The organism is Streptomyces sp. NPDC002643 (assembly GCF_053592555.1).
In genome coordinates this window covers 1-15,184 of record NZ_JBSFVY010000019.1, presented here as the reverse complement: position 1 = coordinate 15,184, position 15,184 = coordinate 1, and the positions used below count along the sequence as shown (strand labels likewise).

General features: G+C 71.7%; 11 protein-coding genes. 9 read left to right on the top strand and 2 right to left on the bottom strand.

All coding sequences use genetic code 11. The annotated features are described in order from the left end of the window. Nucleotides 1–327: 327 nt before the first annotated feature. From ACWD4G_RS27145 to ACWD4G_RS27135, 3 genes are all read left to right on the top strand, one after another. Nucleotides 328–2,640 (top strand): SpoIIE family protein phosphatase, encoded by a 2,313-nt coding sequence (locus ACWD4G_RS27145; protein WP_451297795.1) that lies wholly within the window; start codon nt 328–330, stop codon nt 2,638–2,640. 118 nt (nt 2,641–2,758) lie between these two features. Beyond that, nucleotides 2,759–3,991, top strand: a complete 1,233-nt coding sequence (hemW, locus tag ACWD4G_RS27140; RefSeq protein ID WP_451297793.1) for a radical SAM family heme chaperone HemW — start codon at nt 2,759–2,761, stop codon at nt 3,989–3,991. A 100-nt stretch (nt 3,992–4,091) separates the two neighbouring features. Then, nucleotides 4,092–4,670 (top strand): Uma2 family endonuclease, encoded by a 579-nt coding sequence (locus ACWD4G_RS27135; RefSeq protein ID WP_451297791.1) that lies wholly within the window; start codon nt 4,092–4,094, stop codon nt 4,668–4,670. Here ACWD4G_RS27135 and ACWD4G_RS27130 read toward each other — a convergent pair. Both ACWD4G_RS27130 and ACWD4G_RS27125 read right to left on the bottom strand, forming a co-directional pair. After that, on the bottom strand, nt 4,648–5,463 hold the full coding sequence (locus tag ACWD4G_RS27130; protein ID WP_451297789.1) for a DUF3097 domain-containing protein: 816 nt from the start codon (nt 5,461–5,463) through the stop codon (nt 4,648–4,650). The two genes, ACWD4G_RS27135 and ACWD4G_RS27130, sit on opposite strands and share 23 nt — an antisense overlap. Nucleotides 5,464–5,531: 68 nt before the next feature. Further along, nucleotides 5,532–6,278 carry an MBL fold metallo-hydrolase gene (locus tag ACWD4G_RS27125; protein WP_451298037.1) on the bottom strand — a complete coding sequence of 249 codons (747 nt, stop codon included), beginning with the start codon at nt 6,276–6,278 and terminating at the stop codon, nt 5,532–5,534. 167 nt (nt 6,279–6,445) lie between these two features. Between ACWD4G_RS27125 and hrcA the strand changes: the two genes are divergently transcribed. The 6 genes from hrcA to ACWD4G_RS27095 all read left to right on the top strand — a co-directional run bounded on the left by hrcA (nt 6,446) and on the right by ACWD4G_RS27095 (nt 15,009). Beyond that, nucleotides 6,446–7,462 carry a heat-inducible transcriptional repressor HrcA gene (gene hrcA / locus ACWD4G_RS27120; protein WP_451297787.1) on the top strand — a complete coding sequence of 339 codons (1,017 nt, stop codon included), beginning with the start codon at nt 6,446–6,448 and terminating at the stop codon, nt 7,460–7,462. Further along, nucleotides 7,463–8,599: a molecular chaperone DnaJ gene (dnaJ, locus tag ACWD4G_RS27115; RefSeq protein WP_451297785.1), complete on the top strand. Its 1,137-nt coding sequence runs from the start codon at nt 7,463–7,465 to the stop codon at nt 8,597–8,599. Between the two features lie 267 nt (nt 8,600–8,866). Continuing rightward, on the top strand, nt 8,867–9,952 hold the full coding sequence (locus ACWD4G_RS27110; RefSeq protein ID WP_451297783.1) for a nitronate monooxygenase: 1,086 nt from the start codon (nt 8,867–8,869) through the stop codon (nt 9,950–9,952). Continuing rightward, the gene (locus ACWD4G_RS27105; protein ID WP_451297781.1) at nt 9,952–10,701 is read left to right on the top strand and encodes a 16S rRNA (uracil(1498)-N(3))-methyltransferase; all 750 of its coding nucleotides are present in this window, start codon (nt 9,952–9,954) and stop codon (nt 10,699–10,701) included. Before ACWD4G_RS27110 ends, ACWD4G_RS27105 begins: the two co-directional genes overlap by 1 nt. 384 nt (nt 10,702–11,085) lie before the next feature. Next, nucleotides 11,086–11,676, top strand: a complete 591-nt coding sequence (locus ACWD4G_RS27100) for a hypothetical protein (RefSeq protein ID WP_451297779.1) — start codon at nt 11,086–11,088, stop codon at nt 11,674–11,676. Between the two features lie 114 nt (nt 11,677–11,790). Further along, nucleotides 11,791–15,009 carry a S41 family peptidase gene (locus ACWD4G_RS27095; RefSeq protein ID WP_451298035.1) on the top strand — a complete coding sequence of 1,073 codons (3,219 nt, stop codon included), beginning with the start codon at nt 11,791–11,793 and terminating at the stop codon, nt 15,007–15,009. The last annotated feature ends 175 nt before the right edge of the window (nt 15,010–15,184 follow it).

Here is a 15,184-nt window from a genome sequence, read left to right as displayed (position 1 = left end):
TTCGGTAACTCGGCGCTTATGGGCGTGGCCAGTCTGTCACTCTGTCCGTGCCGCCTGAGGCCCATTCGTCCGAACTTCTCAGGGAGCCGCCCAGTGGGGGCCATTCCTACGCAACGGGAGACCATGTCCCGTGCTCCTGATGCGCCCGCGTCCGTGGGGGACGCGGGGGTGGGTACGGGGGTATGTCCGGGGGATGCGCGCGGCGGTTTCTCAAGCCTGGCGTGCGGCTCGTGCGGCTCGTGCGCCGCTTGCGCGTCGTGCGCGTCCTGCTCCTCGTGTTCCTCGGGTTCCTCATGCGCCGGAGGCGACCGGCGTGCGGTGGCGCATGTGTCGTTGCCCGGGGGTGCGCTCGCGCCCGGCGCCGCCCGGCGCTTCGTGGGTGCGGCGCTCGCCGAGTGGGCCGAGCTGAAGCTGCCGGGCGTCTCCTCTCTCACGCCCCGTCTGGTCGAGGACACGCTGATCGTGGTCAGCGAACTGGTGACCAACGCGGTCGTCCACGCCGGTACCGATGTCGAACTCCTGTGCCGCTTCGACGCCGACGACCGTGGCGCCGCCGACGCCCCCGAGGTTTCCGCCTCCGGCCGGCTGCTCGTCGAGGTCTCCGACCACCATCCCTCCCGGGTCGTACGGGAAGAGGGCGCCGAACGCCCCTACCGGGTCGAACGCCCTTATGGAGCCGCCGAGTACGGCCGGGGTCTGCGCCTCGTCGCCGCGCTCTCGGAGGCGTGGGGGATCACCTATCGGACCGGGGTGAAGACCGTCTGGGCCCGGCTGTCGGTGGACGGGGCGCTGGGGGTGGAGGAAGAGATAGGGGCGTGCGCTGGCGGTGATGGCCCGGTTCATGCAGTTCATGAGGTTCATGACGACGTAGGTGATGACGCGGGCGCCGCGTGCGCCGATGGGGATGACGTGGGCGCCGAGCGCGCCGGGGGTGAGTGCCGGGGTGCGCGGGCGTACGCCGATGAGGAGTGGCGGGACTCGGACGCGGGCGACGGGGGCTTCGGCGAGTGGGGTCCGAGTGACTGGGGCGGCTGCAGGACGCGGGCGTACGGGCATGACGGGCAGTTCGGGGCGGCTGGTGAACGGCAGTGGTTGAACCGGGGTGCCCTGTCCTTCCTCGCGGAGGCATCCGATCTGCTGGCCGGCCAGTTGGACGAGGATCTCGTCGCCGCGCTCGCCGGGCAGTTGCTGGTGCCGAGGCTCGCCGACTGGTGCGCGGTGTGGTTGGACGACGAGGGGTTGGGCTGGCGCGGCGGCATGGACGGTTCGTTCGGCCCCCCGCCCCGGCTCGCCCGCGTCTGGCACAGCAGCGAGAACCGCATCGAGGAACTCCGCCAGGCCCTGGAGAAGAACCCGCCCCGCCTGCCCGAGTCGGTCCGCTCACGAGCGATGCCGGTGCCATGGCCGTGGCCGGAGAGCGAGGGGGAGACGGCGGGGACCGGGACGCGAGCATGTGAGGAGGGCAGCCGGGCGGCCGGGGACGGTGGGCCGGGGTGCGGGGAGGGCAAGCCGGGGGCCGGGACCGGTGGGCCGGCGTTCGCGGAGGGCAGGCCTGCGGCTCAAGGCAGTGGGCCGGGGGCTGATGATGGTGGGTCGGAGGTCTGGCGAGGTGGGCCGAGGGCCGGGGACGGCGGGCCTGTGGTCCGGGACGGCGGGGCGGCGGTGGCACAGGCCGGTGGCGCGGCGCTCGCGTATCGGTTGATCGCCGGTGGGCGGCCGCTTGGCACGCTTGTCATCGGGCGGGCCGGACTGCTCCGCTTCCCCGATGAGGTGACCGGGCTGGTCGAGGACCTCAGCCGGCGGATCGCGCTGGCCATCGGGGCGGCCCGGCAGTACGCGCGTCAGGCCACCATCAGCCGGGTGCTGCAACGGGGACTGCTGCCCGGGGCGGTCGCCGAGATCCCCGGCGTGTCGAGCGCACTGGTGTACGAGCCCTGCGACATGGGCGGACCCAGCGGTGACTTCTACGACCTGTTCCAGGCGGGGCCGGACCGCTGGTGCTTCGCGATCGGCGACGTCCAGGGCAAGGGCCCGGAGGCCGCCGTCGTCATCGGTCTCGCCCGCCCCTGGCTGCGGCTGCTCGCCCGCGAGGGCTACGGCGTCGCCGATGTCCTCGACCGCCTCAACCAGCTCCTCCTCGACGACGCCACCGAGGCCGCCGACGCCGCCGCGCGCGCCCTCGTCACCGCCGGCGACCCCAGTCTCGTCGACCCCGAGGGCCCCCAGACCCGCTTCCTCTCCCTCCTCTACGGCGAACTCGTCCCCTACGACGGCGGCGTCCGCTGCACCCTCGCCTCCGCCGGCCATCCGCTGCCGCTGGTCCTGGTCCCCGACGGCGCTGTACGGGCGGTCGGGCCGCAGGAGCAGGCCCTGCTCGGGGTGATCGAGGACGAGACCTACGCCTCGGAGACATTCGAGCTGCGCTCCGGGGAGACGCTGCTGTGCGTCACGGACGGGGTGACCGAGCGGCGCAGCGGGCCGCGCATGTTCGACGACGGGGACGGGCTCGCCCATGCCCTCACCGGCTGCGTCGGCCTGAGCGCCCAGCTGATCGCCGAGCGCATCCGTGCCCTCGTACACGACTTCGGGCAACGGCCACCGGAGGACGACTTGGCGCTGCTGGTGCTGCAGGCGGAGTAGCGGACCCCGCAGGCCGCCCCCCCCGCAGGCCGCGGGCCCCGCAGACAGAGCCCCCGCAGGCCGAGCCCCGTACGGCGCGGGGCCGGTCCGTGTCGGGCGGTGCTGGACAATGGAAGGCATGCCTTCCGCACTCCCTGACGGCGAACCGGTCCCCGACGACGGCGCGCTCCCCGCGTCCGCGCTCGCCGGGGCCCCGACGCGTCCCCTCGGGTTCTATCTGCACGTCCCCTACTGCGCGACCCGCTGCGGCTACTGCGACTTCAACACCTACACCGCGACCGAGCTGCGCGGCACGGGCGGTGTGCTGGCCTCCCGCGACAACTACGCCGACACCGTCATCGACGAGATCCGCCTCGCCCGCAAGGTCCTCGGCGACGCCCCCCGGCCCGTCCGCACGGTCTTCGTCGGCGGCGGTACGCCCACGCTGCTGGCCGCCGCCGACCTCGTACGGATGCTGGGGGCGATCCGCGACGAGTTCGGTCTCGCGGACGACGCCGAGGTGACCACCGAGGCGAACCCGGAGTCCGTCGACCCGGCGTATCTGGCCACCCTGCGCGCGGGCGGCTTCAACCGGATCTCGTTCGGTATGCAGAGCGCGCGGAAGCACGTCCTGCGCGTGCTCGACCGTACGCATACGCCGGGGCGCCCCGAGCGTTGCGTCGCGGAGGCGCGCGCCGCCGGGTTCGAGCACGTCAACCTCGATCTGATCTACGGCACGCCCGGCGAGTCCGACGACGACTGGCGGGCGTCGTTGGGGGCCGCGCTCGGTGCCGGACCGGACCACATCTCCGCGTACGCGCTGATCGTCGAGGAGGGTACGCAGCTGGCGCGGCGCATCCGCCGGGGCGAGGTCCCGATGACGGACGACGACGTCCACGCCGACCGGTACCTGATCGCCGAGGAGGTCCTTTCGTCGGCCGGTTTCGACTGGTACGAGGTGTCGAACTGGGCGACCTCCGAGGCCGGGCGGTGCCTGCACAACGAGCTGTACTGGAGGGGCGCCGACTGGTGGGGCGCCGGACCGGGGGCGCACTCGCACGTCGGGGGCGTGCGCTGGTGGAACGTCAAGCATCCAGGGGCGTACGCGGGCGCGCTGGCGGCAGGGAAGTCACCGGGCGCCGGGCGCGAGCTGCTCTCGGAGGAGGACCGCAGGGTCGAACGCATCCTGCTGGAGCTACGGCTGCGGGAGGGGGTGCCGCTGGGTCTGCTGAAGGAGGTGGGACTGGCGGCTTCCCGGCGGGCGCTGGGAGAGGGGCTGCTGGAGGTCGGGCTGTACGAGGAGGGGCGGGCTGTGCTGACGCTGCGGGGGCGGTTGCTGGCGGACGCGGTGGTCAGGGATTTGGTGGATTGATCACTCGGTGGAGTGAATCGGCGCGGAACGCCGGTTCGGTCCCTAACCTGGTTCGTAGGCTGCCGCCAAAAGGACGCGGCGGATGTGGAGGGCCACGGAGATGACCGCTGTGGACGAGCGTGGGATGACCAAGTACTTCGAGGAGCTCGAGCCTCCCGAGGGCGTCAAAGTCGAGCTTCTCCGGGGGGAAATCGTGATGATGGCCAGCCCTGATCTTGTGCACAACATGATCATCGAGGATGTGCTGGACCAGATCCCACGCAAGCGGTGGTCTCGCCTGCAGACCCAGGACGTCGACATCCTCGATGAGGCCAGCGAGCCAGTACCGGACCTGGTGGTCCTCGAGCGCGAAGTCATGCCCGCCTCGGGACGCCTGTTGTCGTGTCGTCTGATCACGATGGTCGTCGAGGTCGTCTCCAAGACCAGCGTCCAGCGGGACTATGAAATCAAGCGCTCGATCTACGCTGCTGGCATGGTGCCTGCCTACCTGATCGTTGACCCGATCATGGCGCAGTGCGTCCTGCTGACGAGGCCCTCAGGAAAGGGAGAAGACGCCGACTACCAGCGGCAGCAGATCACCAAGTTCGGGGCACCGCTTCCGCTGGAGGAACTGGGGCTCGAAATGGACACCAGTGAGTTCGGAACTTTCCCTGGTGTCAGGCCTCACCGCTACCCGTGACGAAGTCGATCAGCTCCTCCACCCTCCCCAGCAGCTCCGGCTCCAGGTCCTTGTAGGAGCCGACCCTCCCCAGGATCGCCTGCCACACCGCCCCGGTGTTCTCCGGCGGCCAGCCCAGCGCCCGGCACACCCCCGTCTTCCAGTCCTGCCCGTGCGGTACGCGCGGCCACCCCGCGATCCCCAGCGAGGCCGGCTTCACCGCCTCCCAGATGTCGATGTACGGGTGGCCGACCACCAGCGCGTGGTCGCTGGTCACCGACTGGGCGATGCGCCACTCCTTCGTGCCCGGCACCAGGTGGTCCACGAGGATGCCCAGGCGGGCGTCCGGGCCCGGGGCGAACTCGGCCACGATCGACGGGAGGTCGTCCACACCCTCCAGGTACTCCACCACCACGCCCTCGACGCGCAGATCGTCGCCCCAGACCTTCTCGACCAGCTCGGCGTCATGGCGGCCCTCGACGTAGATACGGCCGGCGCGGGCCACACGCGCGCGGGCGCCCGGGACGGCCACCGAGCCCGAGGCCGTACGGGAGGGGCGGACGGGAGCCGGCGACGACGGCCGTACCAGGGTCACCACCCTGCCCTCCAGCAGGAAACCCCTCGGCTCCAGCGGGAACACCCGGTGCTTGCCGAAGCGGTCCTCCAGCGTCACCGTGCCCGCCTCGCAGCCGATGACCGCGCCGCAGAAGCCGGTGCCGGGCTCCTCGACCACCAGACCGGGCTCGGCCGGCACCTCGGGGGCGGGTTTCGGCTTCTTCCACGGCGGGGTCAGATCCGGTGAGTACTGGCGCATTCGGATGACGATAGGAGAAGACCCGCCCCGATCTCGCTCGGGCGCAGGTCGACACGCCGGGGCCGTGCTCAGATCGACACGCCGAAACGCGTTGCCAGGGCGTCGCGTTGGGCCCGTACGAACGCCGCGTCCACCACCGCGCCGTGGCCGGGGACATACAGCGCGTCCTCGCCACCCAGGGCCAGCAGACGGTCCAGGGCCGCCGGCCAGTGGGAGGGGATCGCGTCGGGACCGGCCTGGGGCTCACCGGACTCCTCCACCAGATCACCGCAGAAGACGATCTCCGGGGAGGAAGGGGAAGAGGGGGCGGCCGGGACCAGTACGGCCAGGTCGTGGGGGGTGTGGCCGGGGCCCACGTTCGCCAGGAGCACCTGGTGGCCGCCGCCCAGGTCGAGGGTCCACTCGCCGGAGACATGGTGGTGGGGGCGTACGAGGAGGTCGGCGGCCTCGGCGGCGGTCTCGGGGGCGAGGCCGTTGCGTACGGCGTCGGTGTGGAGGTCGTCCCGATGCTCGGTCAGGGCGGTGTCGAGGCCCACGGCGCCGTAGATCTCCACTCCGGCGAAGGCGGCGGCGCCGAAGACATGGTCAAAATGGGCGTGAGTGAGCGCGAGATGTGTCACACGGGCGCCGTTCAGCAGCTGTCGCGCCACGGTGCGCAACCGCGCGCCCTCCCTCAGGCTCGACCCCGCGTCGACGAGGAGGGCCGAGCCCTGCCCCACCACGAGCCCGACCGTGCAGTCCCACCCGGGCAGCCGACACCGCCCCACCCCGGGGGCCAGCCCCTCCCACCCGACCTCTTCCCAAGCCACCGTCATAGCCACCGCCATGCTCCGACGCTAACGGGCCGCTCCGCAGGACATGGCTGAACCGGCCTTGCCGGGGGCGTACCCCACCGCCGTACACTGGGCGGGAAGTGTTGGCACTCGTCCGGGGTGAGTGCCAAGGGGGAAGTCACCGGAGAGACGAGCTGGAGGTGTGCGCGATGCTCAGCGAACGCAGGCTTCAAGTGCTGCGCGCCATCGTCCAGGACTACGTCGGCACCGAGGAGCCGGTGGGGTCGAAGGCCCTCACCGAGCGGCACAACCTCGGGGTCTCCCCGGCGACCGTACGCAATGACATGGCCGCCCTGGAGGACGAGGGGTTCATCGCCCAGCCGCACACCAGCGCCGGGCGCATCCCCACCGACAAGGGCTATCGGCTGTTCGTCGACAAGCTGGCGGGCGTCAAGCCGATGACCGCGCCCGAGCGGCGGGCCATTCAGAACTTCCTCGACGGGGCCGTCGATCTCGACGACGTGGTGGCCAGGACCGTGCGGCTGCTCGCGCAGCTGACGCGGCAGGTCGCCGTCGTGCAGTATCCGTCCCTCACGCGTTCGACGGTGCGGCACGTGGAGCTGTTGTCGCTCGCCCCGGCCCGGCTGATGCTCGTGCTGATCACGGACACCGGCAGGGTGGAGCAACGGCTGGTCGACTGCCCGGCGCCCTTCGGAGAAACGTCACTCGCCGATCTGCGCGCCCGGCTCAACAGCAGGGTCGCAGGCCGCCGTTTCACCGACGTACCGCGCCTGGTCGAGGACCTGCCCGAGGCCTTCGACGTCGAGGACCGGGGCACGGTCGCGACGGTGCTCTCCACCCTCCTGGAGGCGCTCGTCGAGGAGAGCGAGGAGCGGCTGATGATCGGCGGCACCGCCAATCTCACCCGCTTCGGACATGACTTCCCCCTCACCATCCGGCCCGTGCTGGAAGCGTTGGAGGAACAGGTCGTCCTCCTCAAGTTGCTTGGCGAGGCAGGGGATTCGGGCATGACCGTACGCATCGGTCATGAGAACGCGTATGAAGGACTCAACTCCACGTCGGTCGTCTCCGTCGGCTACGGTTCGGGCGGCGAGGCAGTAGCGAAGCTGGGCGTGGTCGGACCTACGCGCATGGACTATCCGGGAACGATGGGAGCGGTACGAGCGGTGGCACGGTACGTCGGACAGATCCTGGCGGAGTCGTAAGTGGCCACGGACTACTACGCCGTACTCGGCGTGCGCCGCGACGCTTCCCAGGACGAGATCAAGAAGGCGTTCCGGAGGCTCGCGCGCGAGCTGCACCCGGACGTCAACCCCGATCCGAAGACGCAGGAGCGGTTCAAGGAGATCAACGCCGCGTACGAGGTGTTGTCGGACCCGCAGAAGAAGCAGGTCTACGACCTCGGCGGTGACCCGCTCTCGCAGAGCGGCGGCGGAGGCGCGGGCGGCTTCGGCGCCGGTGGCTTCGGGAACTTCTCGGACATCATGGACGCGTTCTTCGGTACGGCGTCCCAGCGCGGCCCCCGGTCGCGTACGCGCCGGGGCCAGGACGCGATGATCCGGCTGGAGGTCGACCTCGACGAGGCCGCCTTCGGTACGACGAAGGACATCCAGGTCGACACGGCCGTGGTGTGCACCACCTGCAACGGCGAGGGCGCGGCGCCCGGGACCACCGCCCAGACCTGTGACATGTGCCGCGGCCGCGGTGAGGTCTCGCAGGTCACGCGGTCCTTCCTCGGACAGGTCATGACCTCCCGGCCCTGTCCGCAGTGCCAGGGCTTCGGCACGATCGTCCCGAACCCGTGTCCCGAGTGCGCCGGTGACGGGCGGGTGCGGTCGCGGCGGACGCTGACCGTCAAGATCCCGGCCGGTGTCGACAACGGCACGCGCATCCAGCTCGCCGGTGAGGGCGAGGTCGGGCCCGGTGGCGGTCCCGCCGGTGACCTCTACGTCGAGATCCACGAGCTTCCCCACGCCGTGTTCCAGCGGCGCGGCGACGACCTCCACTGCACGGTGACCATTCCGATGACGGCCGCCGCGCTCGGTACGAAGGTGCCGCTGGAGACCCTGGACGGGCTGGAGGAGGTCGACATCCGGCCCGGCACGCAGTCCGGGCAGTCGATCCCGCTGCACGGGCGGGGCGTCACGCATCTGCGGGGCGGCGGGCGTGGCGATCTCATCGTCCACGTCGAGGTCCAGACCCCGACGAAGCTCGACCCCGAGCAGGAGCAACTGCTGCGGCAGTTGGCCGCGTTGAGGGGGGAGGAACGGCCTACGGGGCAGTTCCAGCCGGGGCAGCAGGGGTTGTTCTCGCGGTTGAAGGATGCGTTCAACGGGCGATAGGGGTTTGTTGTCGGGTGCGGGTCAGTGGGGGCTGGTCGCGCAGTTCCCCGCGCCTAAAAGATCCGGCCCTGCGGGCCGAAAAGCGCGGGGCGAAGCCCCGCTTCTGATCGGCCCGCAGGGCCATCAAGGGGCGCGGGGCTGTGACATGTGCGGCTCCGCCGCGTGGGCGCGACCAGCCCCCACCCACCCGCAGTCGCCCACGCTCCGTACCACCCCACCCCGTAGGCGATTCGGCACCCCCCGGAGGGCCATGGCACCATGCCAGTCATGTCCTCCGCACTGACCGATCTCGCCCCCCTCCCGATCGTGCAGGCCCCCATGGCCGGCGGCGTATCCGTGCCGGCCTTGGCCGCCGCCGTGTCCGAGGCCGGGGGGCTGGGGTTTCTCGCCGCCGGATACAAGACGGCCGATGGGATGTACCAGGAGATCAAACAGCTGAAGGGGCTGACGGCCCGCCCGTTCGGCGTCAACCTGTTCATGCCGCAGCCCGAGCACGGCGACCCGGCGGCCGTCGAGGTGTACGCCGAGCAACTCGCCGGTGAGGCCTCCTGGTACGGCACCGAACTGGGCGACCCCGACAGCGGGCGCGACGACGGCTACGAGGCCAAGCTCGCCGTACTGCTGGACGACCCCGTCCCGGCGGTGTCGTTCCACTTCGGCTGCCCCACCCCCGAGGTGATCGAAGCCCTCGCCCGCAGGGGCACGTTCACCCTCGTCACCGCGACCTCGGCGGAGGAGGCGGAGGCCGTGGAGCGGTCGGGCGCCCATGCCGTGATCGTGCAGGGCGTCGAGGCCGGCGGCCATCAGGGCACCCACCGCGACGACCCCGAGCGCGACCGGGCCGGCCTCGGTCTGCTCACCCTGCTCGCCCAGGTCCGCGAGGCCGTGGCCCTGCCGATCGTCGCGGCCGGCGGCATCATGCGCGGCGGCCAGATCGCCGCGCTCCTCGCCGCCGGGGCCGGCGCCGCCCAGCTCGGTACGGCCTTCCTCGCCACCCCCGAGTCCGGCGCCCAGCCCGTGCACAAGCGGGCCCTCACCGACCCGCTCTTCGTCCGCACCGAGCTGACCCGCGCCTTCTCCGGGCGCCCCGCACGCGGTCTCGTCAACCGTTTCATGCGCGAGCACGGGCCCTACGCCCCCGCCGCCTACCCCGAGCTGCACCACCTCACCTCGCCGCTGCGCAAGGCCGCCGCCAAGGCCGAGGACCCGCAGGGCATGGCCCTGTGGGCCGGGCAGGGGCACCGGATGGCGCGTGATCTGCCCGCCGGGGACCTGGTCAAGACGCTGGCCGGGGAGATCGCCGCCGCGCGGGGCGCCGTGGAGTCCGCCCCCGGGGCCGGGAGCGAGGGCTGATGACCGCGCCCGTCTTCGTGGTGGAGTCCCTGGAGCTGCCGGACCACTGCGGTGGGGAGTTCGTGCTCGACGGGCCCGAGGGGCGGCACGCCGTCTCCGTGAAGCGGCTGCGGGCCGGGGAGGACGTCGTCCTCACGGACGGGCGCGGGCGGTGGGCCGAAGGGGTCGTCAAGGCCGCCGAGGGCAAGGACCGGCTCGTCGTCATGGACCTGGAGACGGTTCATGAGGAGGAGCCGGAGCAGCCTCGTATCACCGTGGTGCAGGCGTTGCCCAAGGGGGATCGGGGTGAGGTCGCCGTGGAGACCATGACCGAGGTCGGGGTCGACGCGATCGTGCCGTGGGCTGCCGCGCGTTGCATCACCCAGTGGAAGGGTGAGCGGGGGGTGAAGGCCCTCGCGAAGTGGCGGGCCACCGCTCGGGAGGCGGGGAAGCAGGCTCGGCGGGTGCGGTTTCCTGAAGTGGGGGAGTTGGCCGGCGGCAAGGAGGTTGCCGCGTTGTTGGCCGGGGCCGATTTCGCGGCTGTGCTGCATGAGAGCGGGGATGCGGCGTTGGCCGGGGCCGAGTTGCCGGCCCGTGGGGAGATCGTGTTGGTGGTCGGGCCCGAAGGGGGGGTGTCTCCGGAGGAGTTGGCGTTGTTCGGGGAGGCTGGGGCTGTGGCTTATCGGTTGGGGCGGAGTGTGTTGCGGACGTCTACGGCGGGGACGGTGGCGGGGGCGTGGGTGATGGGGCGGACCGGACGCTGGGCTTGATCGCCGGGTTTTCTCGCCCCCGCCGCCCCTACCCTCCCCCACGCTCGACTTCGCTCGCGCGGGGGGACCCCCATCATCCCCAGGGGCTGTGCCCCTTTGACCCCCTGGCGCCCAATAGCTCGGGGGGATGGGTGCGTTGGCGGGTGCGGGTGGGTGGGTGGTTGCTCGCGCAGTTCCCCGCGCCCCTAAAAGCTTGGGGCTGCGCCCCGCTTTTGATCGGCCCGAAGGGCCATCAAGGGGCGCGGGGCTGTGACATGTGCGGCTCCGCCGCGTGGGCGCGACCAGCCCCCACTCACCCGCACCCGACGAACCCGCCCCCAAAACGCCCCGTATGGCCACATCGCTCCCTTCCCCCGAGTGGAGCGGCCTGGCAGGCTGCCCTGTATGGGGGTTATGCGGCGAGTGCTTGTGGGGCTGGGGCTCGGGGGGATCGGTGTGTTCGGGCTGGTCGGGTGTGAGATGGGGGACGGGCTCAGTACCGGGGCCGTCGCCATCACCACCGATCAGATGGGGACCAAGGAACTGGAGCGGCAGGGCGTCGACGTCCAGTGGCTCAACTGCACGGCGTCCTACGGCAATGGCGGCAATGGCGGCGGCGGCAAGTCCGCCTCGCCCTCCGCCTCCGCCAACACCGTCGCGAACGTCGACTGCGAGGGCGAGGACAAGCAAGGCCGGAAGATCACCCTCACCGGGAAGGTGACACAGGAGGTCGACGGCAAGTGCGTACGCGGGGATCTGACCGCGAAGGTGGGCGGGAAGGAGTGGTTCCATGTGGATGTGCTGGGGAACTGCAACGCCCCCGATCCCACCCCGACGGTCGGTGTTCCCGGTCCGGGTCAATCGGATCAGCCGGATCAGCCGGATCAGCCGGGTCAGTCGGATCGGCCGGGCCGGCCCGGGCCGACCGTGACCGTCACCGTTACGCAGACCGTCTACTGCCAGAAAGATCCGCAGTGCTGGCCCGAGGGCAAATAGGCGGGGACGAAGAGGGGTAAGCCGGACAACTGGGGTCTACGGGCGGAGACATGATCCAAACCTCTCCCCAACTGGCCCGACGCTGCTTAGAGTGACCGGGTGACTCAGACCGTACTGTCTCCGCAGTCCGCGTATTTCCGGTATCCGCATCCGCACGGCGATCTGGTCGCCTTCACCGCCGAGGACGACGTCTGGGTCGCCCCTCTCGACGGTGGTCGTGCGTGGCGGGTCAGCGCGGACAACATGCCCGTGAACCATCCGCGTATCTCTCCGGACGGTACGACCGTCGCGTGGACCTCCACGCGGGACGGGGCGCCCGAGGTGTTCGTGGCGTCCATCGACGGGGGCCCAGCCAAGCGCCTCACCTACTGGGGGAGTTGGCGCACCCAGGTGCGCGGCTGGACCCCGGACGGGCAGGTGCTCGCGCTCAGCACGCAGGGGCAGGCCAGCCTGCGGCGCAGCTGGGCGCATGCCGTGCCGCTCGACGGCGGTCCCGCCACGAGGCTGCCGTACGGTCCCGTCGGCAATGTCGCGCACGGTCCGGCCACCGTGCTGCTGTCGGCCCCGATGGGGCGCGAGGCGGCGTGGTGGAAGCGCTACCGGGGCGGTACGGCGGGCAAGTTGTGGATCGGGCGAGATGTCCAGGACGGGGAAGGGGCCGGTGAATTCGTCCGGCTGCACGCGGACTTGGACGGGAACCTTGAGTACCCGATGTGGGTGGGGGAGCGCATCGCCTTCCTGTCCGATCACGAGGGCGTGGGGGCGGTGTACTCCTCCCTCGCCGACGGGTCCGATCTGCGGCGGCACACAGCCGTCGACGGTTTCTACGCCCGGCATGCGGCCACCGACGGGACGCGGGTCGTGTACGCGTCCGCCGGTGAGCTGTGGCTGCTTGATGATCTGAGCGAAGGGACCGAGCCGCGTCGGCTCGACATCCGGCTCGGCGGGCAGCGTGTCGATCTTCAGCCGTTCCCGGTGAACGCCTCCCGGTGGTTCGGGTCCGCGTCGCCCGATCACACCGCTCGCGGGAGCGCGGTCGCCGTACGCGGGGCCGTGCACTGGGTGACCCATCGCTCCGGGCCCGCCCGGACCCTCGCCGCCGAGCACGGCGTACGCGCCCGGCTGCCCCGGACCTTCCGGGTGGAGGGCGAGGAGTGGGTGGTGTGGGTGACGGACGCGGAGGGCGACGACGCGCTGGAGTTCGCCCCGGCGACCGGTGTCGGGCCCGGCGCCACCCCTCGGCGGCTCGCGGCGGGGCAGCTCGGCCGTGTCCTCGGGCTCGCCATGGCGCCCGACGGGAGCCGGGCCGCGGTCGCTGCGCACGACGGGCGGGTCCTGCTCGTGGAGCGGGAGAGCGGCGAGGTCAGGGAGGTCGACCGCAGCGAGGACGGGGAGGTCTCCGGGCTCGTCTTCTCGCCCGACTCCGCCTGGCTCGCCTGGTCGCACCCGGGGGCCCGACCGCTGCGTCAGCTCAAGCTCGCCAACACCTCCGACCTCTCCGTCACCGAGGCGACCCCGCTCCGCTTCCACGACTACTCACCGGCGTTCACCCTCGACGGCAAACACCTGGCGTTCCTCTCCGAGCGCGCCTTCGACCCGGTCTACGACGAGCATGTGTTCGATCTGCACTTCATGAGCGGCGCCCGTCCGCACCTCATCACGCTCGCCGCGACGACCCCGTCCCCCTTCGGGCCGCAGCGCCACGGACGCCCGTTCGAGGCGCCGGAGAAGGACGAGACCCCGGACAGCGAGGGCGCCCCCTCGACCCGTATCGACCTGGAGGGCCTGGCCGACCGGATCGTGCCCTTCCCCGTCGAGGCCGCCCGCTACTCCACGCTCCGCGCCGCCAAGGACGGCGTGCTGTGGCTGCGCCACCCCGTCACCGGAGTCCTCGGCCACTCCCGGGCGACCCCCGACGACCCCGATCCGAAGTCCTCCCTGGAGCGCTACGACCTCGCCCAGCGGCGCCTCGAATACCTCGCCTCCGACGCCGACCACTTCTCGGTCAGCGGCGACGGCAAGCGGGTGCTGCTGTGGACCGACGGCAAGCTCAAGGTCGTCCCCAGCGACCGTCGTGCCTCGGGCGACGACGAGAGCGACAGCAACATCACCGTCGACCTCGGCCGGGTGCGCCAGACCGTCGACCCGGCCGCCGAGTGGCGCCAGATGTACGACGAGACCGGCCGCCTCATGCGGGACAACTTCTGGCGGCCGGACCTGGGCGGCGTCGACTGGGACGGGGTCCTCGACCGCTACCGGCCCCTTCTGGAGCGGGTGGCCACCCACGACGACCTCGTCGACCTGCTGTGGGAAGTACAGGGCGAGTTGGGTACGTCGCACGCGTACGTCACCCCGCGCGGCGGGGGCGGCTCCGGGGACCGGCGGCAGGGGCTGCTCGGCGCGGACATCTCCCGCCACGAGGACGGGACCTGGCGGATCGACCGGGTGCTGCCCTCGGAGACCTCCGACCCCGACGCGCACGCCCCGCTCGCCGCGCCCGGGGTGGCCGTGCGGGCCGGGGACGCGATCGTCGCCGTGGGCGGGGTGCCGGTGGACCCCGTGGCCGGGCCCGCGCCGCTGCTGGTCGGGACGGCCGGCAAGGTGGTCGAGCTGACCGTGCTGCCGGCCGGTGGGGGCGATCCCCGGCACACCGTCGTGGTGCCGATCTCCGACGAGGAGCCGCTGCGGTACCACGCGTGGGTCGCGGACCGGCGGGCGTACGTCCATGAGAAGTCCGGTGGGCGGCTCGGCTATCTGCATGTGCCGGACATGGTCGGGTCCGGCTGGGCCCAGCTCCATCGCGATCTGCGGGTCGAGGTGGCGCGGGAGGGGCTTGTCGTGGACGTCCGCGAGAACCGGGGCGGGCATACGTCGCAGCTGGTCGTGGAGAAGCTGGCCCGGCGGATCGTGGGGTGGGATCTGCCGCGCGGGATGCGGGCCGTGAGCTATCCCGACGACGCGCCCCGGGGGCCCGTCGTCGCCGTCGCCAATGAGTTCTCCGGGTCGGACGGGGACATCGTCAACGCCGCGATCAAGGCGCTCGGGATCGGGCCGGTGGTCGGGACGCGGACGTGGGGTGGCGTCGTGGGGATCGACAGCCGGTACCGGCTGGTGGACGGCACCTTGGTGACCCAGCCGAAGTACGCCTTCTGGTTGGAGGGGTACGGGTGGGGGGTCGAGAACCATGGCGTCGACCCGGACGTCGAGGTCGTCCAGACCCCGCAGGACTACGCCGCCGGGCGTGACCCCCAACTGGACGAGGCGATCCGGATCGCCTTGGCCGGGCTGGAGGAGACCCCGGCCAAGTCGGCACCGGGGCTGCCGGGTTCCTGACGGGGTGTTTTCGCCCCCGCCACCCCTACCCGTCCCTTCCCCAGGGACTGCGCCCCTTCGACCCCCGTCGGGGGATTGGGGGTCGGTTTGTCGGGTGCGGGTGAGTGGGGGCTGGTCGCGCAGTTCCCCGCGCCCCTAAAAAGGCGGGGCGCAGCCCCAAGCCTTTAGGGGCGCG

Bases quoted from the DNA above. Each gene is read 5' to 3' on its own strand.
- hemW (WP_451297793.1), top strand. From the start codon at position 2,759: ATGCCTTCCGCACTCCCTGACGGCGAACCGGTCCCCGACGACGGCGCG.
- ACWD4G_RS27135 (WP_451297791.1), top strand. From the start codon at position 4,092: ATGACCGCTGTGGACGAGCGTGGGATGACCAAGTACTTCGAGGAGCTC.
- ACWD4G_RS27130 (WP_451297789.1), bottom strand. From the start codon at position 5,463: ATGCGCCAGTACTCACCGGATCTGACCCCGCCGTGGAAGAAGCCGAAA.
- ACWD4G_RS27125 (WP_451298037.1), bottom strand. From the start codon at position 6,278: ATGACGGTGGCTTGGGAAGAGGTCGGGTGGGAGGGGCTGGCCCCCGGG.
- hrcA (WP_451297787.1), top strand. From the start codon at position 6,446: ATGCTCAGCGAACGCAGGCTTCAAGTGCTGCGCGCCATCGTCCAGGAC.
- ACWD4G_RS27110 (WP_451297783.1), top strand. From the start codon at position 8,867: ATGTCCTCCGCACTGACCGATCTCGCCCCCCTCCCGATCGTGCAGGCC.
- ACWD4G_RS27105 (WP_451297781.1), top strand. From the start codon at position 9,952: ATGACCGCGCCCGTCTTCGTGGTGGAGTCCCTGGAGCTGCCGGACCAC.
- ACWD4G_RS27100 (WP_451297779.1), top strand. From the start codon at position 11,086: ATGGGGGTTATGCGGCGAGTGCTTGTGGGGCTGGGGCTCGGGGGGATC.